This is a genomic window from Bacillus sp. F56, assembly GCF_001748205.1.
Taxonomy (GTDB): Bacteria; Bacillota; Bacilli; order Bacillales; family Bacillaceae; genus Bacillus; species Bacillus stercoris.
On sequence record NZ_BDFC01000010.1, the window covers coordinates 154499 to 181329 of the forward strand.

Here is a 26831-nt window from a genome sequence, read left to right on the forward strand (position 1 = left end):
AGCCAAGAGCAATTAGCTCTTGGCTTGTTTTAATTGACAGAATGCAAAGAAGTCAGCTTGTACGTAATGAGCGTCCGGCCGTCTTCCCATTGAAGCTTCTGCACTTCAGCTGTGCCCGACTTTTCGCCAAGCTTTGTTTTGCGCACATCCATCGGAATCTCCATCGGATATACACGGTATCCGTCCTTCTCTAACGTGAATATATTTTCATCTATGCGAACTTCTTTTCCTTTTGTCACAATCAGTGTATTAAATTCAACAGGCATTCCCAAAGTGAGATCCCCTTTCGTTCTCTTTTTTCTTTATCATACCATATTTCATTGTCAGCGGTTTTTCATCCATTGTGTAAGCTGCCGAACGATACGCCGGTTTTCTTTTGGCGGGAAATAATGTGTGAATGTACTGTAATACCACGTCTCAACCGGCTTATGCAATTGTTTTAGCCTTTCTTCAAATAAATAGGAATGCTGAATCGAAACATTTTGGTCTTTTTCTCCATGGATTAACAGCACGGGAGCCTGAATTTTGTTTACTTGATCAAACGGTGTTCGCCACTGATATTCCTCAGGCACCTTTTTCGGTGTTCCGCCGATGACTCTTTTCATCATTCGCCGCAAATCCTGCCGCTCCTCGTATGTAAGGATCATGTCACTGACGCCTCCCCAGGAAACAAATGAAGCCGCATGCCTTCCCATTTCGATTGCCGTGAGCATTCCCATAATCCCGCCGCGGGAAAACCCGAAGATATGAATTCTGTCCTTCTTGACATTTGGGTGCTGCTGAAGAAGGCGAAAAGCAGAAAATGCATCCTCCCTGTCTTCTCCGGCAAAATCCTCATTGCCTTCTCCTCCTTGATTTCCTCTGTAAAAAGGAGCAAACACCACAAACCCTTGGGATGCAAACTGGATAATCCGGCCCGGCCGAACCATGCCCACGCTTTTAATCCCGCCGCGCAAATATAAAAATCCGTCATATTGTCCCGGTTCCGCCGGCTCAGCCAGAAGCCCCTTTACCCGTAACCCATTTGACAGATAGCAGACCGTATACAAACGCACATGCTGGCTTGGCGACGGAAATCTTCTTTTCTCTACAATCAAAACAGCCGCCTCCTTTTTTCTATATGCTTTCCTTACTCCAAAATTACATCCGGTGAAACTGATTAGGCATTCACACATTTTTATACCCATCATACGATATGTAAAGCAAAAAAGGATATTAACTTGATGCTAATTAAGGAGGTTGTCTATGTGAACAAATGGTTAAGGCTGGGCTTCGCCTGTGTCGGCAGTATCTTTCTGATGATCGCCCTGGCAGCTTGCAAGCAAGAAGAAACGCTGACCAAAGTTAAAGTGGCTGAAGTGACCCATTCTATTTTTTACGCACCTTTATATGTTGCGGAGTCAAAAGGATTTTTTAAGGAAGAAGGGCTTGATGTCGATGTGAATACAACCTGGGGCGGAGACAAAACGATGACATCGCTTCTTTCAAACGGCTCCGACATCGCGCTTGTCGGATCAGAAACATCTATTTATGTCGAGGCGCAAGGGGCTAAGGACCCCGTTATTAACTTCGCCCAGCTGACTCAGACAGACGGGACGTTCCTTGTCGCGAGAGAAGATGTTGAACACTTCAACTGGGATCAGCTGAACGGAAAAACGTTTCTCGGCCAGCGAAAAGGCGGCATGCCTCAAATGGTCGGCGAGTATGTGCTGAACAAACATAAGATTGACCCGCATAAAGATATAGACCTCATCCAGAACATAGATTTCGCCAATATTGCCAATGCGTTTGCTTCTGGAACCGGTGAGTATGTACAGCTTTTTGAACCGCAGGCTTCTCTCTTTGAGAAAAAAGGCATCGGCCATATCGTGGCTTCATTCGGAGAAGAATCAGGCGAGGTTCCTTACACGACCTTTATGGCGAAACAAAGCTACCTGAAGAAAAATGAAGACACAGCCGTCAAGTTTACAAAAGCCATTTACAAGGCGCAGCAGTGGGTTGAAAATCATTCTGCGAAGGACATCACAGATGCCATTAAAGATGAATTTGATGATACCGACCCAGACGTCATCGAAACATCCATTGAACGCTATAAAAAGCAGCATTCATATTCGCCAGATCCTCTGCTTAACGAAAAAGAATGGGAGCTGCTCCAAGACATCATGGATCAAGCGGGAGAACTGCCGAAGCACATTCCATACAATCAGCTTGTAAATAAAGAAATTGCTGAAAAAGTCACCTCGGAGAAATAGGAGGCGCCATCTATGTCTTTCTTACATGTCGACCATGTAACCCATACTTACTTTTCTATCAAAGAAAAAACAACGGCTGTGCGGGATATTCATTTCGATGCCGAAAAAGGTGATTTCATCTCATTTCTCGGCCCAAGCGGCTGCGGAAAAACAACACTGCTTTCCATTATTGCCGGTTTGATTGAGCCATCGGAAGGCAGAGTTCTGATTGAAGGCCGTGAGCCGAATCAAAAAGAACATAACATTGGCTATATGCTTCAGCAGGATTACTTATTTCCCTGGAAATCTATCGAGGAAAATGTGCTTCTCGGTTTAAAAATCGCCGACACGCTGACAGAAGAAAGCAAGGCCGCTGCACTCGGCCTATTGCCGGAGTTCGGCCTCATAGATGTGGAGAAAAAATATCCGAAAGAGCTGTCAGGCGGGATGCGCCAGCGGGCCGCGCTTGCAAGAACTCTTGCGCCAGATCCAAGTCTGCTTTTGCTGGATGAGCCATTTTCCGCGCTTGATTTTCAGACAAAGCTGTCATTGGAAAACCTGGTATTCCGCACATTAAAGGAATATCAAAAAACAGCAGTACTTGTCACTCATGATATAGGGGAAGCGATAGCGATGAGCGATACGATCTTTTTATTTTCGAATCAGCCGGGCACCATCCATCAGATTTTTACCATTCCTAAGGAATTGGCCTCGATGATGCCTTTTGACGCCCGCCAGGAGCCATCCTTCCAGACGCTGTTTCAAACGATATGGAAGGAGCTGAATTCTCTTGAGAAACAGCAAAGAAACCATTGATCTGCTTCATGAGCAGTATCAATTCAAACAAAAAAAGGAAAAGTGGAATGTCCATTCCTTTCAGCTTGCCATATTTATTCTCTTTTTCTCAGGCTGGGAAATCTCCAGCAGGCAAGGCTGGATCGATCCGCTGATCTTCAGCTCTCCATCAGCTGTATGGCGTTTATTGCTGGAGAAACTCGGTGACGGTTCATTACTGTCACACATCGGCGTCACTTTATTCGAAACGGTGCTAGGCTTTTTGCTTGGAACGTTTATGGGCACGTGCCTCGCTGCTTTGTTATGGTGGTCCAATCGGCTTGCCAGGATTTTAGATCCGTATCTTGTGATCTTGAATGCAATGCCGAAAGTGGCCCTAGGCCCGATCCTGATTGTCGCACTCGGTCCCAGTTTAATCAGCATTATTGCGATGGGAGCCATCATCAGCGTCATTATCACCACCATCGTTGTGTACACCGCCTTTCAGGAGGTCGACGAAAACTATACGAAAGTCATGAAAACATTCGGCGCAAAAAAATGGGTTATTTTTAAAGAAGCCATACTGCCCGCATCCTCTCCCGCGATTATTTCAACATTAAAAGTAAACGTCGGTTTATCATGGGTTGGCGTCATTGTAGGGGAATTCCTCGTTTCGAAGGTTGGATTGGGATATATGATTATTTACGGATTCCAAGTCTTCAATTTTACACTCGTCTTCTTAAGCCTGCTGATCATCGCCATCTTTGCCACTCTGATGTATCAGGGCGTCGAGCTGCTGGAAAAGAAATGGACGAAGGGCAGGACATAATAAAAAATCCGGCACATGTGCCGGATTTTTTATTCGATCCATCCAGATTCTTTCAGTTTTTTCAAACTGATCGGAAGAACGGAATCCTTCATAATAAAGCTGAACTTTTTATTGCGGGAAAGGTTCTCCGGAAGCTCGTGAAACAAAACCGGGCCTTTCGTTTCAAAGTAATCAGCTTGCTCTTCAAGCTTTTCTATATCTGCAAAATATATATTTTTCACAATCACTTTTTCTTTACCGAGAACCTTATACTGTCCGAGATACTTGAGGCTTTTGACTCTCGCGCCCGTCTCTTCCTTTACTTCCCGAAGCGCAGCCTCTTCCGCGCACTCCATCGGCTCTACTTTCCCGCCTGGAAACTCATAGCCTCTGTCCTCATGTTCTGTTAAAAGCCATTTGCCGCCAAAACGGCAAATCACCCAGACATGCTTCGGGCTGTCCGAGAAAGGCTGATTGTCAAAGGAAAGCTGAACAGTATTCTGATAATAATCTTTAAACTCGTACATGTTTATCCCTCAAATCCGTTCCTAGCTATCTTCCATACATCATACCACAGTTACGTTTCTGCGGAAGCCTTTTATCAAAAAATAAGGGAAACCCAGCACGCCGTCAGGTTCTGCATACAGACTAGCTCGTACAGTTTTTTACGATACCTAATGCCGAAAAGTGCGACTGACGCTCTGGGCTTTATTATGACCCGCGAACAGGGAAAAGTTACGGTTTGCGTTTAAATTTATTTTTTAACGTTTCTAAAAGATCGACAAGCACCTGGGGAACCGGTATGCCGAGAGAACTGGCTGTCACAACAATTTGCACAGATTCATAAAGAATATAAAACATAATAGCCAAGTCACGAATGGACCCCTGTGTATTCAGCAGCTGATCAAAAAAGTGGCATACAGAGATCAGAGCCAGCGTGACTAATTTTTTGACAAGCCGGGCAAATATCTTCTTAAACGACAGTTTGTGAATAATTGTTTCCTTCAAAGTCGTACTGATAAATTCAATTGCCATAAGAGAGAGCAAAATCAGAAATGAATACTGAAAACCTCCGAAGAAAAAACCCGCTGCTGAAACGCTGACTGCTATTAACGAAAAGATGCCAAAGTCTCTATCCATTTATCCCAACATCCTTTCACAGAAACGGCCTTACGATATTCTATGGAAAACAAGCCGACCGGATTGGATTTTTCAGAAAAATGGACTGGTTGTCGCCTATTTTTCAGATACAAAAAGAAAAGCCGGACGTCTGTTTTTAGACGTCCGGCCGTTCTTTTACCCCAGGTAAGCTTTTAGCATCCAGTTATGTTTTTCAATATTTTGATGGATCGCAAGAAGCATGTCCCCTGTTGTTTCGTCACCGACTTCATCAGCTAAATCCATGCCGTTTTTCAGCTCTTCCGCGATGACCGTAAAATCATCGTATACGCTTTGAACCATTTGTTCAGCTGTTTCATTTCCAGCCGCTTCTTTGACAGAAGCCGTTTCTAAGGATTCCTTCATTGTTGCAATCGGTTTTCCGTCCAGCGCCAAAAGACGTTCTGCTAAGTCATCAATATAAGTTGCTGTTTCGTTGTACAGCTCCTCAAACTTTTCATGAAGAGTGAAGAAATCTTTCCCTTTCACATACCAGTGATAATTATGTAGTTTCACATACATGACCGTCCAGTTGGCTACTTGTTTGTTCACTGCTTGAATCAATTGTTCTGACATGGTATCTCCTCCTTGTTATATGACTATGTATACCCTTAATATCGTACGCTAAAACCTCTTTTTTACCCTTATCTGTCACGATTTCTTCTATTATGCTACAATTGTTAAAAAACGGGAGGTGGAATGTCATGACGCTTCTCATTACGATAAGTATTTTGATTGTGCTGGCTGTGTTGCTTGTAACTATTTGGACGACTGTAAAAGCCTATAATGTAAAGCATACCATTGATCCACCGCAAGAAAATCATTCTGATTCACACAATCAATGATGATGTGATTGCTTCTCTTCTGACTGATTGCCCGCAGCATCGGCGTCTCCGACTTGGACTTTTAAGGTCGGCATGCTATGCTGTTTTTTTGCTGTGACATGGGATTGGACAGTGTATACACCATCTTCCTTAAACGTTGTTTCCAACCGGTATACGCCTTTTTCTTGTTTCGCCTTAAACATTTGGCTGGCGTCTTTTTCCCCTTCTTTCCATACTTCAAACTCTACTTCATCGGCATCTGTCACAGCTTCATCACCGTATGATACGGCTGCTTCATAAGCAGCGCTTTCTCCGGGATTTACTTTTTCAGGCCCGGTCAGCTTGACATCCAAAACCTTGGGCGCCTCATCTGTATTTGCTTTGCTTTCGCCAGATCCGCATCCGTTAAGCAAAAAAGCAGAAAAAAGCAGAACAACCAACATCTTTTTCATGCCATCACCCTTTCATCGTTTACCTAAATAGTAGCAAACGCTTACAGCAAATGGTACACAAAATATGAGACGTCACAAAAAAGACCTTTTTGCGCTTGAGCAAAAAGGTCTTTTCTATTTTAGCCAAATACTTTTAGCAATTCTTCTTTATCCTGTGAAAGCCAGAAACGCATTAAACGTTTAGCGCCTTCCAGATCATGAAGCTTCGCTTGGCCGCACTGCTTCTCATTCGCAGCCGGTATTTCAGTAATCTCTACCGCTTCCTTCATTGTGTCTTCAAGCAGATCAACGATTTCCGCTGGTGTCGGCTCTCCGCTCACTACAAGATAATAGCCGGTCTGGCAGCCCATTGGAGAGATATCAATGATATCAAAATGATCGTATTTCTCTGCATGAGAACGAATCGTAAACGCGAGCAAATGCTCAAGTGTGTGAATGGTGTCAGGCTTCATCGCTTGTTTATTTGGCTGGCAAAAACGAATATCAAATTTATTTACAACGCCGTCTGTTCCTACTTTATGCACGCCGCAATGTCTTACATATGGAGCAACAACCGCATTATGATCAAGCTCAAAACTTTCTACTGAAGGCATAATGGCACTCTCCCTTTTCTAAAAATGTACATTCATTATAACATACCTTTCCGATAAGAATAATCGAATAGCTTTTCAATCTGCGTTTTTTTTCTTATACTTGCATCAGAAAGGTTGCTGAATACATATGAAAACCCTATTTATCGCTCTGATCAGAGGATATCAAAAATTCATCTCGCCGCTGACGCCGCCAACATGCCGCTTTTATCCGACTTGCTCTCAATATGGAATCGAAGCGATTAAAACACATGGGGCTTTAAAAGGCGGCTGGCTGACAATCAAACGGATTTTGAAATGCCATCCGTTCCATCCGGGAGGGGTCGATCCCGTTCCTGAAAAGAAACACAAACATTAAGCGTTATAGCCGTTTACGACAAGATCCAGTTTTCCTGTGTCAGGATCAATAACTAAGCCATGGACTGGAACGTTTTCCGGGAACAGCGGATGATGTTTAATGACTTCTACGCTGTCTTTCACACTTGCTTCTACTGAATCAAAGCTTTTAAACCATTGATCAAAATCAACACCGGAGTACTTTAATGTTTCGATGCGTTCTTCCGGAATTCCTCTTTCTTTGATTCTATCAAGCATGCTTTCGCTGCTGATTTTGCTCATGCCGCAATCGTGATGTCCGATCACACATACCTCATCGGCGTTCAGCTCGTACACTGCGACGAGTAAACTTCTCATGATGCTTCCGAATGGGTGTGTCACAAGCGCACCGGCACTTTTAATGATTTTCACATCTCCGTTTCGCATATTCATCGAATGCGGCAGCAGTTCAACCAGACGAGTGTCCATGCAAGAAAGAATCGCCATTTTTTTATCGGGGAATTTTGACGTTTTATACTTTTCATACTCTCTTTGTTCAGTAAATGTCTTGTTAAATTCGAGAATATCATTTAGAAGACTCATGTTCATTGTCCCTTTCTATTCTTTTTACTCTTCAATATATCACAACACTTGTTTATTCGTCATAATAAAAAAAGACAAACCCTCAGGTCTGCCTTATTTCCCCATGTTATAGCGTTTTTTGAACTGCTCAACTCGTCCGCCTTTTTCATTGAATTTCTGGCGGCCTGTATAAAACGGATGCGTGTCAGAGCTTACTTCTACTTTAATGACGGGATATGTGTTGCCGTCTTCCCACTCTGCTGTTTCATTAGATGTTTTAGTAGAGGTGCTTAGAAAACGGTAGCCGCTGTTGACATCCTGAAATATCACTTTGTGGTTCTTTGGATGAATTCCTTCTTTCATGAGTATCTCCTTTCAATAAATCGTAATAATTACGTTTTATTTTATAACGTCACAAACGTTTTGTCAATCTTCTTACATCCTTCCCTCTGTTCTCTCATCGTAAACCTCATGGCATTTAAGAATAGGAAGAATAATCTAACCGAGGAAGCAAATAATAAACCCAAAATACATACAGAACGTCATTTGAGAAAGGTGGTTTACGATTGTGGATGATTTAGTTTTGGCCAGAAGCCTTTTTGGCACGACAATGGGCTTTCATATCATTTTCGCAACGCTAGGAGTCGGTCTGCCGCTCATGATTTTAGTGGCGGAATTGATCTATCAAAAAACGAAAGATGACCATTATGCGATCATGGCGAAAAGGTGGACGAAAGCACAAGCCGTTTTACTGGGAGTCGCCATACCGACCGGAACGATCGCGGGCACTCAGCTCGCGCTTTTATGGCCGGGATTTATGGAAGTCATCGGCCGGGTCATGTCCCTGCCGTTTCAAATTGAAATCTATGCTTTTTTTGTTGAAGCCCTTTTCATGTCGATTTATGTATACGCAGCAGACCGCTTATCACCTGCAATGAGGATTGTTGCTGTTTTCTTTGTGTTAGTCGGGGCCGCAGCATCCGCTGTTCTGATCACGAATGTCCATGCCTTTGAAGGAACTCCGGCAGGTTTTAAAATTTTAAACGGAAAAATCACAGATGTTGATCCGTGGGCCGCGTTCTTCAACCCAAGCTTTTTTATCACTGCGGGCCATGTCGTTTTATCCGCATTTATGACGGGAGCGTTTATCGTGGCTTCTGTGGCCGCATATAAAATGATCCGGACGAGAAAAAAGGAAAAGGTCTATCGCTTTCACCGGAAAGCCCTTTTGCTCGCACTCACGATCGGCGGTATTTTTTCATTGCTGACCGCTTTGAACGGACACGAATCAGCACAGATGCTGTACGAATACCAGCCCGAAAAATTAGCCGGTGCGGAAGGCCTGTTTGAAACAAGATCCCACGCTCCGCTCGCGATCGGCGGTTTTACCGACCCGAAAGAAGAAAAAGTAAAATGGGCTATCGAGATTCCATGGGCTTTAAGCTTTTTGGCAGCGAACCGTTTTGACACTGTTGTAAAGGGATTGAATGCATTTCCTAGAGATGAATGGCCGCCGCTTTTTATTCACACGCTGTTTAACGCGATGGTCGGAGTAGGCATGCTGTTGATTCTTTATTCCATTATCGGTGTGGTCTGGAGAAAGGTGCTCAAGAAAGACCGATTCCCGACGTGGCTTTTGGTCATTTTCATGACAGCAGGCCCTTTTAGTCTTATCGGCATTGAATTCGGCTGGATTTTCGCCTGTACGGGGAGGCAGCCTTGGGTCATCTATCATCTGCTGAAAACATCGGATGTCGTGACAACGACTGGTTCGATCGGAGTGCTCTTCTTGTTTTTCACATTTGTTTATGCCGTGTTAGGCGCAGCTGTCGTCTACGTGCTCTTGTACTATTTCCGCAAGCACCCGGTTGACGAAGATTTAAATACAGCGGAGTCGTAATGGCTCCGCAAACAGGAAACCAAATGGAAGGAAGATCGACAAATGGACATTTCAACTGACGCTCTGATCGCCATCTCAATTATCTGGGGCTTTGTGTTTATTTACGCCGTCATGGCGACAATGGATTTTGGAGCTGGATTTTGGTCTATGATCTATTTAAACAAGGAACACATGAAGGCCACCGATATTGCGAATCGATTTTTGTCCCCGACTTGGGAGGTCACAAACGTCTTTATTGTGGCCATCGTCGTGGCGCTTTTCAGTTTTTTTCCCGGTGCGACATTTGTGCTCGGCACCGTGTTATTAATTCCCGGCAGCATAATTTTGCTGCTTTTAGCGATCCGAAGCGGATTTCTCGTTTTTTCAAACACAGCAAAAGAGCGGAAAACGCTAAGATATATTTCCGGAATCTCCGGCTTTATCATTCCTGCTGTTTTAATTTTGGTGCTTCCTGTGACTCATGGAGGATTTATCGAAAAAACGGACGGGATCTATAACTTGAATATGTCTAAAATCTTTTCAAGCCCCAACGCCTATTCATTTATCGGATTTGCGATTTTAAGCACCTTATTTTTATCCTCGCTATTGCTTGCTGATTTTTCAAATGTGGCAGAGGAACAGGATGCGTACCGGGCCTACAGAAAAAGCGCCCTGATCACCGGACCGATTTCACTGTTGTTTGCTGTATGCATTATGGTGACGATGCGAAATGAAGCAAACTGGCTGTACAGCGGTATGCTAAATGATTTTACTTGGATTATTGCATCGTTCATTACATTTATCATTGCTGGAATCGCTCTGTTTTTGCCTAACAAGAGTTTTGGAAAAAACATCGGAAAACCGCGGCTTGCACTTGTCGCGATTGGAATACAGTATTTTCTCGCAAGCTACGCATACGGGCGGGCGCATCTTCCGTATATGATTTATCCCGATGTGACAGTCATGTCAGGCTTCACAGAGCCAGCAACGTTCAGGGCACTGTTTGCGACGTATATCGTCGCATTTATCATTCTATTTCCGGGCTTTTATTTCTTCTGGAAAATGTTTATGCGAGATAAACGCTATATCCGCCAGGAGGAATAGAGGTGAAGCCTGCCGGCTATACTAACCCAGAACCTTTATAAGGAGGGGATGGCATGGAGCAGAAAATTCTATGCGAAGTCAACAACTGTTCTTATTGGGGCAAAGGAAACAAATGCACCGCTGATGCCATTTATGTTGTCAGCCATACTGGTGAAACGGCTGAAAACAGCCGGGAAACAGACTGCAAAACGTTTAAGCCGCATGATTTGTAATTAAAAGAAAGAGCTGCATCAGCCAGCTCTTTCTTTTTGCATGTTGAGTGTTCTCAGCTTTTTAGTCATGACCCCATTTGCAGGTGAAAACAAAAAGGCGCTTGCATACCATATACCTGTCATGGCCGCCATCGCTCCTGAAATCGAAACATTAAGCCACGTTGCGAAGAAATAGCCCATGATCGCCGACAGCCCGCCAATCAACGCGCTGAGAATCAGCATATAAAGAAGCCGGTCTGTCAGCAAATGTGCCGCAGCAGGCGGAACAATCAACATGGCCACAACCAATACAGCACCCACTGAATCAAAGGAAGCAACAGTCGTCAAAGACAGCATGCCCATTTGCACGTAATGAATGAGCAAAACCGGTATTCCTAAGGCTAAAGCCATTTGAGGATCAAACGAAGCGATTTTAAACTCCTTATAGCACACACTGATCAACACTACGTTTAAAACCAGAACAGATGCCAGCATCCAAAACGCTTTCGGCCCGATATCAACTCCGAATACCGTCATCGTATTCCACGGCACAAAAGCGATTTCTCCCATTAACGAGTGCTCAATATCGAGATGGACATTCGCTCCATAAACAGAAAGCAAAATGACGCCGATTGCAAATAAGGATGTAAACACAACGCCTATGGCAGCATCTGATTGAACCCCCTTGCTATGAAGAAGCTGAACCAAAAATGCCGTTAACAATCCGGTTACAGCTGCACCGATAAACATAGAAATCCCGTCGAGACTCCCGGTCACTAGAAAAGCGCCGACAATGCCAAGCAACACGGTATGGCTGATTGCGTCGGCCAGCATTGCCATGCTTCTCAGCACAAGAAATGTGCCGATCAATGCGCAGCTTACACCGACTAATACACCGGTAGCTATAATCCATGCTTCAAAACTCATTTACGATCTGTCCCTTCTCGGCTTCATGAGACGCTTTTCGCAGCTCAGGCATCCGGCCATACAGCTTTAATAATGAAAAAAGCCGTTCTCTCGTTTCCCCTGGCAAACGATCCGGATCAAAGCAGTCCTGGTCGAATTCTATATTGGCAAGCTCCATTTCATGCATGAGATACACTTCATACATCCGCTGCTTCAAAGCTGTGTGGTAGCCTTTTTCAATCCCGGTGCTTGTGATTTGCCAAACTCCATTTTCGATACACTTAATGCACCTCTCTTGTTCCAAGTCATTTAAAACCTTAAGGCATAATGAAGGAGATAAACGCCTTTTCTTTCTTACACTCTCAGCTGTTACACAAAGATCTTTCTTTTCATACTGTTCATAAATCGTCAGCAGCACTTGCTCCCTGCTTGTTCTGCGCCGAAGCCTCATCAGCCTTATGGCTTTAGCCGCCAACCCCCGCTTAGGCGCGCAAATCATTGAAAAAAGAAAGATCAGCGTTGCAGATATGATTATTAATGGACCTGTCGCCATTCCCTTCATGGTCGTGCTCAGCAGGGTTCCGGCCACTCCGCTGACCCCGCCAGTGATCCCGGCAATGACGATCATCCCTGTCAATCGTTCGGTCCAATATCTTGCAGCTATGGCAGGTGTAATCAGCATAGCTGCCATTAATATCACACCAACCGTCTGAAGCCCAATAACGACAGCACCGACAATCAGACTAGCCAAAAGCCCGTTCAAAAAACGCACCGGGATTCCCAATCCCTTTGCAAACGCGGGATCAAAAGTAATCAATGTAAATTCCTTAAAGAAAACAATACACAGGAGCAGTAGAACAGCAGATATTCCTGCAATAAGGATGATATCCTGTCTGACCAATGAAGCAGCCTGGCCGAACAAAAAAGAATCAAGCCCGCTTTGGCTTCCCGCCTCCTGCTGCTGAATATATGTCAGCAGAATGATCCCAACGCCAAAAAACACAGAAAGAACAATCCCGATCGCCGAGTCCTCCTTTGTTTTTGAAAGCCGAGGAATCAGCTGAATACAAAACGTTCCGAGCAGTCCGGCGAGCGCCGCACCCAGCAAAAAGAAAGGCAGTGATTTTTGCCCGGCGAGCAGAAAAGCGAGACATACACCCGGCAGAGCTGAGTGGGCCATCGCATCGCCGATTAAACTTTGCTTTCTCAGCAGCACAAAGCTGCCCAAAACACCGCTTGCCGTCCCGAGCAAAAGCGTACCGGCCAGCACCCACTGTGTGTTCGGATGCTGGAGCTGCAGCCACAAACTTTCAAACATTGCGTTCACTCCTTATGTCCTTCTGCCAGTACTTTATCTTTTAAAAACGCAAGCCTTCCTCCATATGTTTTTTGCAGGTTTTCGATCGTAAAAACGTTTTCCGCCGGTCCGAAAGCGATTTTCCTTAAATGAAGCAGTAAGATCCAATCGAAATAATCCTCGGCGGTCTGCAGATCATGATGGACGACAAGCACGGTTTTTCCTTTTTCTTTGAGTTCTGCCAACAGCGTCATAATCGCGCGCTCCGTCGCTGCATCGACACCTGCAAACGGTTCATCCATAAAATAAATGTCAGCGTTCTGGCAGAGTGCCCGGGCAAGAAACACCCGCTGCTGCTGGCCGCCTGACAGCTGGCTGATCTGCCTATTCGCATAATCAAGCATCCCGACTTTTGCTAAAGCGGCCTTCGCCATTTCCACATCTGCTTTCTTTGGCCTCTTTAATAAACCGATTCTTCCGTATCTTCCCATTAGGACGACATCGAGCGCGCTTGTGGGGAAATCCCAATCAACCGAACCGCGCTGCGGAACATATCCGATTCTGGTCCGCTGATCCTTATAGTCTTTGCCGTAAATAGAAATGTCTCCTGAAGCCCGGGGCACAAGACCGAGAATGGTTTTGATCAAGGTTGATTTTCCCGCACCGTTTGGGCCGATAATGCCAATCAGTTTTCCTTCCGGCACCTGCAGCGAAATGTCCTGCAGCACAGGCCTTTTATGATAAGCAACCGTCACATTATCAAGCTCAACAGGGAACATATCCTTCACCTCTATTCTTTATTTAAGCGCTTTAGTAATCGTGTTGATATTGTGGCGGAACATTCCTTCGTATGTGCCTTCTTTGGTGCCCTTTTCACCCATGGCATCCGAATAAAGCTGGCCGCCGATTGTGACGGTATGGCCTTTTTCTTTAGCGCCTTCCACCACTGCATTGATTGATTTTTCAGATACACTGCTTTCTACGAACACAGCTTTGATTTGTTTTTCTGTCAAAAGATCAACCAGCTCCTGAACATCCCTTAATCCATAGTCCGAATCTGTGCTTAGTCCCTGCAGGCCTCTTACCTTAAATCCATACTCATTCCCAAAGTACGCAAACGCATCATGAGCAGTCACAAGCACACGGCTTTTCTCCGGAATGTGTGCGATCTCTTGGCGTGCCCACTTATCTAAATATTGCAAATCTTCTTTGTATGCTTTGGAATTTTTCTGGAATTCATCTGCGTGCTGAGGCATTGCTTTGCTGAATTGCGCTTCAATTTCATCCACTGCATAGATCCATAGCGGAATGCTGAACCACACGTGGGGATCAAACGTCTTGCCTTCCCCCGCTGAAATAAGCTTGTTTTTCGGAATAGCCTCAGCAACTGCCGCTGCTTGTTTTTGTTGGCCGATTTTTTGGAGGACGTCCTCCATCTTCCCTTCCAAATGCAACCCGCTGTACAGAACAACATCGGCTGACATTAATTTTTTCGTGTCACCTTGCGAAGCTTTGTAAAGGTGCGGATCAACCCCCGGCCCCATTAACGAGGTGACTTTTACATGCTTGCCTCCGATGTTTTCTGCTGCATCGGCAATTTGAGATGTTGTCGCTGTCACTTGTAATTGTTGATCAGCGCTTTTTCCGGCTGAATCCGTTCCGCATCCTGTTAAAGCAAAGACCGCAAAAAACACTGCCGCCATCAGCCCTTGTTTCATGTTTCTCCTCCTCTTTGCCATCAATGTCCGATTGTTTTATCTTATGTTGTCAGTTCTTAGACATGTGACATTAAATTAGACAAAAGCATATTTTGTTTATACAAGACAAAAAGTTTCCTTTGTGCAAAATTATCGCGTTTGGCCATTTTTGTCAAGCTCCATTTACATAAAAAAACCGGCTGGGTCAGCAGCCGGTCCAAACGAGAAGGGATGTATTCAATGAACACTTTTACTGTAACAGCATAGTGTCATTTATTCAAAATAGCAAAATGCTTTTTTCTTACCCATGCTGTGTGAAAACATCCATTTTGGTCACATATTTTCGCATAATATCTTGGTTCACCTCAACCCCTAAACCAGGCTGTTTTGACACAGAAATAAATCCATTATCAATACGAATATCAGGGGTCACAATATCTTCATCCCAATAGCGTGAAGATGATGAAATATCGCCGGGTATTGTGAATTGAGGCAGTGAAGCAAGCGCAACGTTCTGCGCTCTCGATATGCCGGTTTCCAGCATTCCTCCGCACCACACCTGCATGTGATGCTCTTTGCATAAATCATGAATTTTTAAAGCTTCTGTTAAGCCGCCGACACGCGAAGGCTTTATATTAATAATTTTGCAGCTTCCCAGCTCAATCGCCCGTCTCGCATCATCAACTGAACAAATGCTTTCATCAAGGCAAATGGCCGTTTTCAAATGTTTCTGCAAGTGGCGGTGGTCAACGATGTCGTCAGCTTGAAGAGGCTGCTCAATCATCATTAACTGGAATTCATCAAGCTCCTTTAAGCGGCTGATATCCTTCAGCTCATAGGAGGAATTGGCATCAGCCATGAGCGGGATGTTTGGGAACCGGCTGCGGATGGCCTTGACCAATTCCACATCCTGCCCAGGCTGAATTTTAATTTTTATTCTTTGATAACCTTCTTTTTGATAGCTTTCAATTTCCTTCAGCATATCGTCAAGGGGTGCCAGGCCGACAACCACTCCGGCAGGGACTTTATCTCTTGTTCCGCCCAATGCCTCAGCAAGAGATATGCCCTTCTTTTTGGCATAGATATCCCAGACAGCCGATTCAAGTCCCGCTTTTGCCATCCGGTTTCCTTTATACCGCGCCAGGCTGTCCGGCACTTCTGAAGGGTGATTAAATTCACGGCCGACGACATTTGGAATAAAAAAATCTTTTAGCATATGCAAACATGTTCCAATGGTTTCCTCGGTGTACCAAGGAGAAGAGAAAGCAGAAACTTCTCCCCAGCCTGTAACACCGGATGTATCAATGGCTTCCACGATCAGAAATTTGCGCTCTTGAAGCGTTTCGATACTGTTTTTAAACGGTTTCTTTAAATTCATGCTCAAATGGTAAAGCGTAATTTTTTCTATTTCGATCATAGCAGTTCTCCTTTACGCGCATCCTTCAGCCGATTTCGCAAGAGCTTATTAGACGCATTGCGCGGCAGGCGGTCAAGCACAAAGAATTTTGCCGGAATTTTATACTTCGCCAAGCGTTCTTTGCAGTATGCCCTCAATTCTTCTGCGCTCACAGGCTTGTGAAGGACAAGATAGGCGTGAGGCACTTTTCCCCATTTTCTGTCCTCATCCCCTGAAACTCCGGCTTCGGCCACAGCGGGGTGTGAAAGCAGCACTGACTCCACTTCGGCCGGATAAATGTTTTCTCCGCCAGAAATGATCAGATCTGAACGTCTGTCTAATACATATAAAAAGCCTTCATTGTCCAAATACCCAAGATCACCTGTTTTCAGCCAGCCATTTTGAAAGGAGGCTTCGTTTGCGCGCTCTCGGTTAAAATAGCTTTTCATGACATTCGGGCCTTTGACCATAATTTCACCGTGTTCGAACGGTTCACAAGCCTGTCCGTCCCGCTCGATTTTGATTTCACATGAAAACAGCGGTTTCCCCGCAGATCCGAGCTTCTCCATGCTAAATTCCGGCGACAGGGTAACAATTTGTGAGCAAGTTTCTGTCATTCCATATGACTGAAAGACAGGGAATCCTTTCTCACGGCATTCCTCAAGCAATGGCAGCGGTGCAGGACCGCCGCCGAGAAGAATGCATCTGATGGATTCAGGGCAGCGGCTTGTTTCTTGTAAAAGACTGGCCAGCATAGTCTGCACCGCAGATACCATTGTCACTTCATGCCTGTTGATAGAATCCAGCACATCGCTTACGGAAAAACGCTGATGAAGCACGACAGTCATTCCATAGATCACAGATTTAAATAATGCGGACAAGCCGCTGATGTGAAAGAGCGGCAATGCGATAAGCCAGCGGTCTTGTTCTGTTATACCCAAATTAAGCGCGGACGACACCGCACTGAAATAATGGTTTCCGAACGTTTGCTGAACTCCCTTTGGCTTTCCTGTCGTACCCGATGTATACATCAGCGTCGCCGTTGCATCCATTTGCATATAAGCCTGGATCTCCATTTCCCCCGCGGCTTCTTTCATCAATTCATCCACATCAATCGTTTGAACGAAATGTTCATACTCTTTTCTGTCAAAGCTTGAGTCTGTCAGTAAAAAGCCGGAGCCGGAATCCTCCAGCTGGAACAGCCTTTCATGTGTTGACAGCTTTGTATTCAAAAGCACCGCTTTAACACCTAGCAAAAAACAAGCGTGAACAGCGTATACCATTTCTGCACGGTTTTGGAGCAAAATAGCCGCAGTATCCCCTTTCCGAACCGAATGAGCGGCAAGCTGTTCCGCCATTCGTTTAGACGCGGCAAACAATTCTGCAAAAGTTACGGTTTGGTCTTCATAGATGAGAGCAATTCTCTCAGGTGTCAGCTGTGCCCGCTGCATAAGCCAGTTGGGCTGTTCTGTCAGCATGTCATCATCTCCGAGGTAAAATGTCTGTATTGAAAAGAAAACAGCTTGGACCGCAAAGTCTCAAGCTGTTGGTTGACTAAGTATTGCTGATCACGGGAAACGAGGGAACTGTCCGAAATCAGGTTTGCGTTTTTCCTTGAAGGAATCACGGCCTTCTTTTGCTTCATCTGTTGTGTAGTAAAGAAGGGTAGCATCCCCTGCAAACTGCTGAATTCCAGCAAGTCCGTCTGTGTCCGCGTTAAACGCAGCTTTAAGAAAGCGCAGTGCGGTCGGGCTTTTTTCAAGCATTTCTTCACACCATTTAATCGTTTCTTCTTCAAGCTGTTCCAAAGGAACGACTGTGTTGACAAGACCCATGTCCAGTGCTTCCTGTGCGTTGTACTGACGGCATAGGTACCAGATTTCACGTGCTTTTTTGTGCCCTACAATTCGAGCCAGGTAGCCAGAACCGTAACCTGCATCGAAGCTTCCCACTTTAGGGCCTGTTTGTCCGAAAATTGCGTTGTCTGCAGCAATTGTCAAGTCACATACGATGTGAAGCACATGGCCTCCGCCGATCGCATATCCAGACACCATCGCGACAACAGGTTTCGGAATGACACGGATTAAACGCTGAAGATCCAATACGTTTAGACGCGGGATCTGGTCGTCTCCTACATATCCACCGTGACCGCGCACTTTTTGGTCTCCGCCAGAACAAAATGCTTTGTCCCCTGCGCCGGCAAGCACGATAACCCCAACATTTTGGTCGTCTCTTGCGTCAGCAAACGCATCAATCATTTCAGCAACCGTTTTAGGGGTAAACGCATTATGTACCTCAGGTCGGTTGATTGTTATTTTTGCAATGCCATTATACGTTTCATACAATATCTCATCGTATGTCCGTTTTGTTTTCCATTCAGCCATATGATGACCTCCTTTTATTCTCTATGTGAATGAGTCAGATGCTTGTCAAAAACTCACTCACTATTTTACCAAACAATCGCGGCTGTTCCACATGGACCGTATGTCCTGCCTTTGGAACAATCTCTATTCTACTAGAAGGAAGCATCTTATGCACCTCTTGATTGATGGCGCAAAATTTTTCGTCCCACTCGCCGCAGATAAGGAGCACAGGAACAGCTATTTCTTCTACACGGCTCCACAAGGAAGGCTGTGAACCGGTGCCCATGCCGGTTAAACTGTTCGCAAGCCCAATCTTATTGTTCCGCAGACGGCCCGATCGTATCCTGTGCCGAATATCTTCAGCCAGCCGCTGCTGGGATGAAAACAAAGGGATATTCTCCCAATACTCAACAAACGCTTTGATCCCGTCACGCAAAATAAAATCAGCAAGCTTCCGGTCCCGCATGATCCGCTCCCGCCGTTCTCCAAGCGTTTTGAGTCCCGGCGTTGTGCTTTCAAGCACAAGTGCCGATACCCGCTTTGGATATGTCATCGCAAAAGAGTAAGCAAGCCTTCCTCCCATAGAATACCCAATCAATTTCACTTTGTGAAGTTTTAATTGATTAAAAATCTCAGCAAGGTCAGAAACTTGCCGGCTTATGCTGTATCTTCTCCCATTCAGCGGGGCATCGGTTTCACCATGCCCTAAACAATCAATTTTGATCAAGCGGGAATCAGGCAGCATCTCATCAAGAAAAGTCCATGATTGTTTGCTGCCAGTAAACCCGTGCAGACAGACGACGGCTTCGGAAGCATCCGGCCCGACGTCTGTCACAGCATATCGGACACCATCTGACACCGTTATGTTTACAGATCCCATTGCTTTTTCACTTCCCGCACAGCCTCGTTCAGCATATCGCGATGAAGCTGGACTCTCGATTTGCGATCCGTTTTGATTTCGATCAAATGGAGTCCGGGCTTGTCTGCCTGCGGCGCGTAAGCTGTTTTGAATTCATCCCATGAAGCCGGGCATGAATACGTTCCGCCGTAAAGTGCAGCCGCATGCTTGAAATCGAGCCCAGTCGGTGTGCCAAACAAATCTTCAAAGTGTGTCTTCTCAGAAGCCTGTGGCAAAAAGGAAAAGATCCCTCCGCCGTCATTATTGACAAGAATCACAGTAAGAGGAATGCCCAGTTTTTTGGCCGCGAGCAGGCCGTTTAAATCATGATAAAAAGATAAATCTCCAATCACAAGGGTAACAGGCGCTTTTGTTCCTTCACATACCCCCATCGCAGAGGAGACGACACCGTCTATCCCGTTTGCGCCCCGGTTTGAATAAATCCGAAAAGGGCGTTCCTGCTTTTCAAAAAACGTATCAACATCCCTGATCGGCATGCTGTTGCCAACAAACAGCGAGCTGTTTTCAGGCACAAGATGCTGAAGGATTCGATAGAGATTGCCTTCAAAGGAAACATCTTCAATGCTGATGGTTTGCAAATGCTCGCGGAACCGCCCATTGACAAACTGCCACTTCTCAAGCCACTCTGATGATCTGGTGGCAGCAGTAAGGCCTGCCATGATCTCCTCAGCAAAAACAGACGCATTACAATGGATCATATGCGCGCTTGCCTGTGTCGGGTCTCTCCACCCTCCATCCTCGTCAATCACGATTTGCTGAATCGCCGGATCATCCTTAAGCCATAAGAAAACCGGTTTTGAAACAGGCATCGGCCCAAACCGGATGACAACATCAGGACGAAGTTTCAGCTTCAGCTCATCATCTTTTAAAAATGAATCATACGCATCAATGACAGTGCTTTTATCGTGAACACCATTCCGCAGATTAGACAGCGGATCCGCTAAAATCGGATACTGAAGCGCTTTTGACAGCGCAATAATGTTTTCCTTATCCGCTTCACTATGGAGCTCTCCGCAGACGATCATTCCTTTTTCAGCCTCTGTGAGCATTTCAGCCACATCAGACAGGGATTCGCGGTCAACAGACTGCGTACCCGTTTTTACAGACACATGACGGCCTGTTCTCATTCTTCCAAACGGCTCATCCGAAAGATCCGGCATCAGCGGTTCGCGCAGCGGCACATTCACATGGACAGGCCCCATTGGTCGTTTTTGTGCTTCACCGGCAGCGCGGCTTGCCAGCGTTCGGATGTATCTCAGCATTTGCGGAGACTCTTCAGGAAGAGCAGAGTCTGTGAAAAACTTAACAAAGTTACCGAATAAGAAGTGCTGATTAATAGCCTGCGGTGCGCCTACTTCGCGCAGCTCATGAGGCCGATCAGCAGTTAACACAATAATTGGCACCCTTGAATAATGGGCTTCAACCACAGCCGGATAAAAATTGGCCGCGGCTGTTCCTGATGTGCAGATCAATAGTACGGGACGCTGCTTCGCTTTTGCCAATCCTAGTGCAAAAAACCCGGCCGATCTTTCATCAATTTGGACATGGACGCTAATATCGGGGTGCGCGGCAGCAAGAATAGCCAGCGGCGTGGATCTTGAGCCGGGACAAACGACGGCGTCCGTAATTCCGGAAAGGGCGAATTCATCAATAAAACTTCCGATGTAATGAGTAATCGGGTTGACAGTCAACGCCTCTCACCTCCTAATGCAGAGATCATCGGCTTCAATTTAATCTGCGTTTCTTCATATTCCGAGATTGGTTCCGAGTCTTCCACAATACCGCACCCGGCAAACAGCCTTGCTGTACTGCCTTCGATCAGTCCGGAACGAATGGCTACTGCGAATTCCCCGTTATCCTGGCTGTCAATCCAGCCGATAGGGGCTGCATACCAGCCGCGAGTCATCGGTTCAATCTCTCTGATCACTTCAACAGCTTTTTCCTTAGGGGCTCCCCCAAGCGCCGGAGTGGGATGCAGCTTCTCAATTAAGTCAAAAATCGAAGCAGAGTCACGCAGCTGTCCGATAATCGGCGTAAATAGGTGCTGAACGCTTTTTGTTTTGTATAATACAGGTCCATCAGGCTTTTCAACCTCCGAACAGGCTGATTCAAAAGCGTTATGAATCATGCCTACGACAATATCATGCTCAAGCAGGTTTTTCTCATCGTTTAATAATTCAAGCCCGATCCGGCGGTCTTCTTCTTCATTCACGCCTCGTTTAATGGAGCCTGCCAGACAAGTAGACATGACAGTGCTGCCGTCCCTTTTGATCAGTCTTTCTGGAGATGCGCCGACAAAAGTTTTGCCTTCTTGTTCAATTGCAAAAACATAACTTGTCTGCTGATCGTTCAGAAGCGTTTTAAGCACCGGTTCAATTTGGATTGGACCGTCAAACGTTAGCAGCAGCTCTCGGGCAAGAACCACTTTATCATATTGTTTCTCTTTAATTTGGCTTGTTGCCGTTTCGATTGCTTTCAGCCAATCATCCTTATCCAGCTCTTGAGATGCTTCAATCATAGCCTGGCTTCCCAGCTCTAAATCAGGAACAATTAATTCCGCTGCAAAAGCTTGTAAGCCTTCCAAAACAGCCTCTGCGTCTTCTTCTCCTTTTACCCATCTGTTAACTGTTAAGAAAGGGCCTTCAGCAGTCATTGTCAGCATAAGCGAAGGCACAAAGAAATCCCCTTCCGAGAAATGGTCCCATTGTGTACCTCTTTCTTCGCAAGGGTCAAAAGAAAATCCTCCGAATAACACAGGTCCCACTGCAGAATGCTGCAGCTTTTCTTCTTCATAAATATGAAAAGCCGTCTTTTTAAAGCGCTCCCATTGTTCAAAAACCTCACGATACCGCTCGCTGTTTTTTTGATTTGTCTGGAAAACCGCTTCTTTGCCAAGACCGACTATTGTCAATTCACTTTCAGGATCTGACCAAAAAAATCGATTGCCTGTATATTTTTTTGCTCTGTAATTGAAAAATGATAGAGGGTCAAGAGACTCGATTTGTCTCGAATAGCTTATTAAGACAGCATGGTTGACTTCTTTGGCTTTATGTAATGCATGTAGAACTTCCTTTCGGAACGTACGCTGCACCGTTGTCACCATGAGACATTCCTCCATAATCCTTAAAATGCTTTTAATACCATACACCTGTGTCTTCTTTGTGTCAAACACAGATCGTGCAGTCCAAATGGCCTGCCTTACCTATTATAAACCTAATTTCAGAAATGAAAAAGAAACAAAGCTTAAATTTCTTTCTCCACTGGTAGCAAAGCTTGTATCCGCTTACCATAAAAGGAAAATCCCCTATATTCCTCCATCCGGCATTTATGAAAGTTCTCCGGCGATCTGTTCATACTAAAGGTATGCATCAAAGAGAAACGAGGCGATCACATTGCTTACAAAAGACCAGCTGCAGCATTTAAAAAATGAACTGGAGCAAACAAAAAAAGATATCTTAAACCGTTTCAAAGACAATGACCATTTTCAGCTCAATTCAGCCTTTCCGTATGATTCAATGGGTGAACTTTCAGCTTATGATAACCACCCCGGAGACCATGCAACCGAACTTTACGAGCGTGAAAAAGACATCGCTCTCGATTTACATGAGCGAGAGCACCTTCGGGACATTGAGCATTCATTAAAAGCGATAGAAAACGGTACGTACGGTATTTGTGAAGTCAGCGGAAAGGAAATCCCTTACGAAAGACTTGAGGCGCTTCCGACTGCCACAACACTCGCGGAGTATTCGTCACAGGACGTGGTGTCCAAAGACCGTCCGATTGAAGAAGAAACACCTTTCGGGCAATTTGAATTTGATGATGATGAAGAAATCAGAGCGCCATATGACAGTGAAGATTCCTATCAGGATGTCGAAAAATACGGTAACTCGCAAACGCCGCAGGATATGGAAAATCCGCCGCTCAGCTACGATGATATGACGATGAACGCCGAAGAGAATATCGGCAATACGGAGTCTTACGAAAATTTCATTGCTACTGATATCACCGGCAAAGAAATTACAGTTTATCAAAGCAGGGCCCATGAGCGTTATGAGGAAGAGCTTGACGAAGAGGGAATCATGACAACATTCGGCGATCTCCACGCTGATTGAACCCCCGATTATCGGGGGTTCTTTTCCGTTTTCAGCATATCGGAAATCAGCCTCAAATAATCCTTTTGCAGGCCGATGTCATACCGCTCGCCCTCTAGCAATTTCCCGTAAACATTGCATGCCCCGAGTGAAGCTTTAATTGCATCTGTTACCTGCACTTCTCCTCCGCTATCAGCTTCTAATTCGTCCAGCTTATCAAAGATATCCGGTGTGAAAATATAACGTCCTGCTGCGGCAAAATGAGAAGGCGGGTTTTGTTTAGGCTTTTCCACAATATCCTGGATGCGATAAATCCCTTTTTCAACAGGTTCCCCCTTTATCACCCCGTAATGATGTAAATCCTCCGCCTTTGTTTCTTTTAAGCCGATCACACTGGACTGATATTTCGTATACGCTTCAATCAGCTGCCCTAAAACCGGCTGATTGGCGGAAAAAATCAGATCATCGGGCAAAACGACGGCAAAAGGCTCTCCGCCTGCAAATGGCCTTCCGTAAGAAATGGCATCACCCAGACCCTTTGCATAAGGCTGGCGCACATAGTGAATTCGTATATCCGGAATTGGATGCTCACTGAGTAAATGCAGTTTATTCCGGGAGTCCAGAAAAGCTTCGAGTGCCAAAGAGGAATCGAAGTAGTCGACAATCAGGTTTTTATGGCTCGATACAACCATCAAAATGTCCTCAATGCCTGACTCCTTTAGTTCTTCAACAATATAATGAATTACAGGCTTAGACCCTATCGGAAACATTTCTTTCGGAATCACCTTCGTCACCGGCAGATTTCTCGTGCCGAATCCTCCGGCAGGAATGATCGCTTTTTTTATCATGGTATTTTCCCCTCAGCTTATGTTTATTACATGATATTCCATGAGCGCATCCCGATGTTTGTCCATGTGAAATTAGGCGGACGCAACTGGGCAGAAAGCGGAATCACGAACCAGCCCTTTTTTAATAGGATATTGATATATGACCAGTAATCTTGAAAAGGAGCTCAGGTGATGAAAATTTGTGTGGTTGGCGCCGGATATGTCGGTTTAACTTTATCAGCGGCACTGGCATCCATCGGGCATGACATGATATGCACAGACAAAGACGTCAAAAAAATCGAGCAGCTGAAAAATGGAGACATTCCCTTTTACGAGCCTGGGCTTTCTGATGCAATAAACCATTACGGCAATCTCTCGTTTTCTTCTGAAGTGAAATCGAGCATGGAGAAATGTCCCGTCATCTTTATCGCAGTCGGAACCCCACCGCGTTCGGACGGGTCAGCTGATACGAAAGCCCTGCAGTCCGTCATCAGCGATTTGAGCGAGGCGATTCGATCGTATAAAACCATTATTACGAAAAGCACTGTTCCGCCCGGGACAAATGAAAACATAGCAAAACAGCTGGTTGACTCCGGTGTGTCTGAAAGTTTGTTTAACATCGTATCCAATCCCGAGTTTCTGCGGGAAGGCAACGCCTTATATGACATGCTGCATCCTGACAAAACGGTCATCGGTATTCAGGAAGGCGATCACGTATCGGCAGCAATCGTCAAATCTATTTACAAACACATTGACACACCTTATATCATTACAAGCTTAACAGGAGCAGAGCTGATCAAATATGCCAACAATTTCTTTTTAGCAGCCAAAATCTCGTTCATTAACGAAATGGCCCGTTTATGTGAAGCCTATCATTCAGATATCTCGGATATTTCCCGCGCTATCGGACTAGATCCGAGAATCGGGAGGCACTTTTTGCAGGCTGGCATCGGATACGGCGGCTCTTGTTTTCCAAAGGATCTGCAGGCGCTGCAATTTGCTGCCAAGGAAAAAAACACGGAGACCTTCCTGCTTCAAGCCGTGCAGCACATTAACGACACCCAGCTCTGCCTGTATATCAAAAAAATACAGTCATTCTTCGATACACTTCAAGGCAAGAAAGCAGCTGTACTCGGCATTTCCTTCAAACCCCATACCGATGACACCAGAAATTCTCAGGCCGTCAGACTGATTGAAGGGCTGGCAGAGCTGGGATGTGATGTTCATGCATATGATCCTGAAGCTGTCCTTCCAGAACATTTGCGGCAACATGCAACTCAGCATTCTCAAGCTTTTGATGCGATAGAAGAGAGTGACTTTTTATTTTTGGCGACAGAATGGCCTGAGTTTTTAGCGTTTGATTGGAAAAAGGCTGCAGGCATCATGAAAGGGCGTCTTGTGATTGACGGACGCAACGTACTGAAAAAAGAACCGATCGAGGCTTGCGGCCTGATCTGTACGGGGGTTGGGCGCCCATGAGAATACTCGTCACAGGAGCAGCGGGATTTATCGGCTCCCACCTCTGCGAAGAATTACTGAAGGATAAGAGACATCACGTTATCGGAATCGATGACTTTATCGGTCCTACTCCATTTTCCTTAAAATTAAAAAACCTTAAAACCCTGCTGCAAGAAAAACGATTTACGTTTATAAAGGAAAATCTGCTGACAGCGGATCTTTCTCCCTTACTGGAAGGAGTGGACGTCATCTTTCATTTGGCGGCCATTCCGGGTGTCCGCTCAAGCTGGGGCAATCATTTTCACCCATATGCCGCACATAATATCCAAGCGCTCCAAAGACTCCTTGAGGCATCCCGGGAACATCCTATTCAAACGTTCATCTTTGCATCCACCTCTTCCGTCTATGGCGAAAAACAAGGAAAAGTCAGCGAGAACACGTCGCTTTCTCCTTTATCTCCATACGGGGTAACAAAGCTTACCGGCGAAAAGCTTTGCCATGTGTATCAACAAAGCTTTGGCATTCCAATTGTGATTCTCCGTTTTTTTACCGTTTACGGACCAAGACAGCGGCCGGACATGGCTTTTCACCGGCTCATCAAGCAGCACCTTCAGCAAAAGCCGCTCACGATCTTCGGTGACGGGCAGCAGTCAAGAGATTTTACTTACATCAGCGACTGTGTCAAAGGCATCACCGCTGTTCTTGGGAAACCCCACCTTATTGGTGAAACGGTAAATATCGGCGGTGCTGAACGTGCCTCAGTCTTAAAGGTTGTCTCCCTCATTGAAGAGATTTCCGGTAAAAAAGCAACACTGCACTTTTCGGACAAAATAGCAGGGGAACCGAGCAACACGTGGGCGGATATTTCAAAAGCAAAGCAGCTCTTGCATTATGATCCCGCCACATCCTTAAAGGATGGCTTGACTAACGAAATTGCCTATTTATCGTCGCTGTATCAGGGGGAATGAA

At 45.4% G+C, this 26831-nt stretch carries 31 protein-coding genes; 11 read left to right on the forward strand and 20 right to left on the reverse strand.

Annotation, left to right across the window (positions count from 1 at the left end; genetic code table 11):
• Positions 1–29 precede the first annotated feature (29 nt).
• Both BFW96_RS17725 and BFW96_RS17730 read right to left on the reverse strand, forming a co-directional pair.
• Positions 30–272, reverse strand: coding sequence for a DUF2584 domain-containing protein (locus BFW96_RS17725; RefSeq protein WP_040082053.1), 243 nt, complete (start codon positions 270–272; stop codon positions 30–32).
• Positions 273–323: 51 nt separating this feature from the next.
• Positions 324–1097 (reverse strand): alpha/beta hydrolase family protein, encoded by a 774-nt coding sequence (locus BFW96_RS17730; protein WP_014665084.1) that lies wholly within the window; start codon positions 1095–1097, stop codon positions 324–326.
• Between the two features lie 150 nt (positions 1098–1247).
• On the opposite strand from BFW96_RS17730, the gene BFW96_RS17735 reads away from it, so the two are divergent.
• Genes BFW96_RS17735 through BFW96_RS17745 form a run of 3 tightly spaced genes read left to right on the forward strand, consistent with a single transcriptional unit; the run spans position 1248 to position 3834 of the window.
• Positions 1248–2252, forward strand: a complete 1005-nt coding sequence (locus BFW96_RS17735) for an ABC transporter substrate-binding protein (protein ID WP_069840177.1) — start codon at positions 1248–1250, stop codon at positions 2250–2252.
• 12 nt (positions 2253–2264) lie between these two features.
• Positions 2265–3047, forward strand: a complete 783-nt coding sequence (locus BFW96_RS17740) for an ABC transporter ATP-binding protein (RefSeq protein ID WP_014665086.1) — start codon at positions 2265–2267, stop codon at positions 3045–3047.
• Positions 3022–3834, forward strand: a complete 813-nt coding sequence (locus BFW96_RS17745; protein WP_069840178.1) for an ABC transporter permease — start codon at positions 3022–3024, stop codon at positions 3832–3834. The genes BFW96_RS17740 and BFW96_RS17745 overlap by 26 nt, the downstream gene beginning before the upstream one ends.
• A 29-nt stretch (positions 3835–3863) precedes the next feature.
• Here the strand turns inward: BFW96_RS17745 and ytkD are convergent, their stop codons facing one another.
• The 3 genes from ytkD to BFW96_RS17760 form a co-directional block, all read right to left on the reverse strand.
• Positions 3864–4340, reverse strand: a complete 477-nt coding sequence (gene ytkD / locus BFW96_RS17750; protein ID WP_014665088.1) for an RNA deprotection pyrophosphohydrolase — start codon at positions 4338–4340, stop codon at positions 3864–3866.
• A 208-nt stretch (positions 4341–4548) separates the two neighbouring features.
• Positions 4549–4953, reverse strand: coding sequence for a phage holin family protein (locus BFW96_RS17755; RefSeq protein ID WP_014665089.1), 405 nt, complete (start codon positions 4951–4953; stop codon positions 4549–4551).
• Between the two features lie 156 nt (positions 4954–5109).
• Positions 5110–5547 (reverse strand): Dps family protein, encoded by a 438-nt coding sequence (locus tag BFW96_RS17760; protein WP_069840179.1) that lies wholly within the window; start codon positions 5545–5547, stop codon positions 5110–5112.
• Between the two features lie 128 nt (positions 5548–5675).
• Here BFW96_RS17760 and ytzI point away from each other — a divergent pair, with 128 nt between their 5' ends.
• Positions 5676–5816, forward strand: coding sequence for a YtzI protein (gene ytzI / locus BFW96_RS17765; protein ID WP_003229081.1), 141 nt, complete (start codon positions 5676–5678; stop codon positions 5814–5816).
• Here the strand turns inward: ytzI and BFW96_RS17770 are convergent.
• Together BFW96_RS17770 and BFW96_RS17775 are read right to left on the reverse strand one after the other, a co-directional pair.
• The gene (locus tag BFW96_RS17770) at positions 5810–6247 is read right to left on the reverse strand and encodes a FixH family protein (protein WP_069840180.1); all 438 of its coding nucleotides are present in this window, start codon (positions 6245–6247) and stop codon (positions 5810–5812) included. The genes ytzI and BFW96_RS17770 overlap by 7 nt on opposite strands.
• 119 nt (positions 6248–6366) lie before the next feature.
• Complete coding sequence (locus BFW96_RS17775; protein WP_014114882.1) at positions 6367–6840, reverse strand: S-ribosylhomocysteine lyase; 474 nt, start codon at positions 6838–6840, stop codon at positions 6367–6369.
• 127 nt (positions 6841–6967) lie between these two features.
• Between BFW96_RS17775 and yidD the strand changes: the two genes are divergently transcribed.
• Complete coding sequence (gene yidD / locus BFW96_RS17780) at positions 6968–7195, forward strand: membrane protein insertion efficiency factor YidD (RefSeq protein ID WP_014665092.1); 228 nt, start codon at positions 6968–6970, stop codon at positions 7193–7195.
• Here yidD and BFW96_RS17785 read toward each other — a convergent pair.
• Together BFW96_RS17785 and BFW96_RS17790 are read right to left on the reverse strand one after the other, a co-directional pair.
• A complete protein-coding gene (locus BFW96_RS17785; RefSeq protein ID WP_014665093.1) occupies positions 7192–7755 on the reverse strand; it encodes a beta-class carbonic anhydrase in 564 nt (187 codons plus the stop codon). The genes yidD and BFW96_RS17785 overlap by 4 nt on opposite strands.
• Positions 7756–7848: 93 nt before the next feature.
• On the reverse strand, positions 7849–8097 hold the full coding sequence (locus BFW96_RS17790; RefSeq protein ID WP_003219346.1) for a type B 50S ribosomal protein L31: 249 nt from the start codon (positions 8095–8097) through the stop codon (positions 7849–7851).
• A gap of 205 nt (positions 8098–8302) precedes the next feature.
• On the opposite strand from BFW96_RS17790, the gene BFW96_RS17795 reads away from it, so the two are divergent.
• Genes BFW96_RS17795 through BFW96_RS17805 form a run of 3 tightly spaced genes read left to right on the forward strand, consistent with a single transcriptional unit; the run spans position 8303 to position 10929 of the window.
• Entirely contained in the window at positions 8303–9634 is a 1332-nt protein-coding gene (locus BFW96_RS17795) for a cytochrome ubiquinol oxidase subunit I (protein WP_014665095.1), read from the forward strand.
• Positions 9635–9676: 42 nt separating this feature from the next.
• Complete coding sequence (locus BFW96_RS17800; protein WP_069840181.1) at positions 9677–10717, forward strand: cytochrome d ubiquinol oxidase subunit II; 1041 nt, start codon at positions 9677–9679, stop codon at positions 10715–10717.
• Positions 10718–10770: 53 nt separating this feature from the next.
• Positions 10771–10929 carry a DUF1540 domain-containing protein gene (locus BFW96_RS17805; protein WP_003229069.1) on the forward strand — a complete coding sequence of 53 codons (159 nt, stop codon included), beginning with the start codon at positions 10771–10773 and terminating at the stop codon, positions 10927–10929.
• An 18-nt stretch (positions 10930–10947) separates the two neighbouring features.
• On the opposite strand, the gene mntD is transcribed toward BFW96_RS17805, so the two are convergent.
• From mntD to BFW96_RS17855, 10 genes are all read right to left on the reverse strand, one after another.
• Entirely contained in the window at positions 10948–11835 is an 888-nt protein-coding gene (mntD, locus tag BFW96_RS17810) for a manganese ABC transporter permease MntD (protein ID WP_069840182.1), read from the reverse strand.
• Positions 11825–13132 carry a metal ABC transporter permease gene (locus tag BFW96_RS17815; protein ID WP_069840183.1) on the reverse strand — a complete coding sequence of 436 codons (1308 nt, stop codon included), beginning with the start codon at positions 13130–13132 and terminating at the stop codon, positions 11825–11827. The genes mntD and BFW96_RS17815 overlap by 11 nt, the downstream gene beginning before the upstream one ends.
• A 5-nt stretch (positions 13133–13137) precedes the next feature.
• Positions 13138–13890: a manganese ABC transporter ATP-binding protein MntB gene (gene mntB / locus BFW96_RS17820; protein WP_069840184.1), complete on the reverse strand. Its 753-nt coding sequence runs from the start codon at positions 13888–13890 to the stop codon at positions 13138–13140.
• 18 nt (positions 13891–13908) lie between these two features.
• On the reverse strand, positions 13909–14829 hold the full coding sequence (gene mntA, locus BFW96_RS17825; RefSeq protein WP_069840185.1) for a manganese ABC transporter substrate-binding protein/adhesin MntA: 921 nt from the start codon (positions 14827–14829) through the stop codon (positions 13909–13911).
• Between the two features lie 280 nt (positions 14830–15109).
• Entirely contained in the window at positions 15110–16225 is a 1116-nt protein-coding gene (gene menC / locus BFW96_RS17830) for an o-succinylbenzoate synthase (protein ID WP_069840186.1), read from the reverse strand.
• On the reverse strand, positions 16222–17682 hold the full coding sequence (locus tag BFW96_RS17835) for an o-succinylbenzoate--CoA ligase (protein ID WP_069840187.1): 1461 nt from the start codon (positions 17680–17682) through the stop codon (positions 16222–16224). Before BFW96_RS17835 ends, menC begins: the two co-directional genes overlap by 4 nt.
• Before the next feature lie 90 nt (positions 17683–17772).
• On the reverse strand, positions 17773–18588 hold the full coding sequence (gene menB, locus BFW96_RS17840; RefSeq protein ID WP_003229054.1) for a 1,4-dihydroxy-2-naphthoyl-CoA synthase: 816 nt from the start codon (positions 18586–18588) through the stop codon (positions 17773–17775).
• A 34-nt stretch (positions 18589–18622) separates the two neighbouring features.
• Positions 18623–19447 carry a 2-succinyl-6-hydroxy-2,4-cyclohexadiene-1-carboxylate synthase gene (menH, locus tag BFW96_RS17845; RefSeq protein ID WP_069840188.1) on the reverse strand — a complete coding sequence of 275 codons (825 nt, stop codon included), beginning with the start codon at positions 19445–19447 and terminating at the stop codon, positions 18623–18625.
• Complete coding sequence (gene menD / locus BFW96_RS17850; RefSeq protein WP_069840189.1) at positions 19435–21177, reverse strand: 2-succinyl-5-enolpyruvyl-6-hydroxy-3-cyclohexene-1-carboxylic-acid synthase; 1743 nt, start codon at positions 21175–21177, stop codon at positions 19435–19437. The genes menH and menD overlap by 13 nt, the downstream gene beginning before the upstream one ends.
• Positions 21174–22589 (reverse strand): isochorismate synthase, encoded by a 1416-nt coding sequence (locus BFW96_RS17855; protein WP_069840190.1) that lies wholly within the window; start codon positions 22587–22589, stop codon positions 21174–21176. Before BFW96_RS17855 ends, menD begins: the two co-directional genes overlap by 4 nt.
• Positions 22590–22878: 289 nt before the next feature.
• Here BFW96_RS17855 and BFW96_RS17860 point away from each other — a divergent pair, with 289 nt between their 5' ends.
• Positions 22879–23598, forward strand: coding sequence for a yteA family sporulation protein (locus tag BFW96_RS17860; RefSeq protein WP_069840191.1), 720 nt, complete (start codon positions 22879–22881; stop codon positions 23596–23598).
• Between the two features lie 8 nt (positions 23599–23606).
• Here the strand turns inward: BFW96_RS17860 and BFW96_RS17865 are convergent, their stop codons facing one another.
• Positions 23607–24425, reverse strand: coding sequence for a UTP--glucose-1-phosphate uridylyltransferase (locus tag BFW96_RS17865; protein ID WP_069840192.1), 819 nt, complete (start codon positions 24423–24425; stop codon positions 23607–23609).
• A gap of 171 nt (positions 24426–24596) precedes the next feature.
• Between BFW96_RS17865 and BFW96_RS17870 the strand changes: the two genes are divergently transcribed.
• Both BFW96_RS17870 and BFW96_RS17875 read left to right on the forward strand, forming a co-directional pair.
• The gene (locus tag BFW96_RS17870; RefSeq protein WP_069840193.1) at positions 24597–25883 is read left to right on the forward strand and encodes a UDP-glucose dehydrogenase family protein; all 1287 of its coding nucleotides are present in this window, start codon (positions 24597–24599) and stop codon (positions 25881–25883) included.
• Positions 25880–26830: an NAD-dependent epimerase/dehydratase family protein gene (locus BFW96_RS17875; RefSeq protein ID WP_069840194.1), complete on the forward strand. Its 951-nt coding sequence runs from the start codon at positions 25880–25882 to the stop codon at positions 26828–26830. The genes BFW96_RS17870 and BFW96_RS17875 overlap by 4 nt, the downstream gene beginning before the upstream one ends.
• The last annotated feature ends 1 nt before the right edge of the window (position 26831 follow it).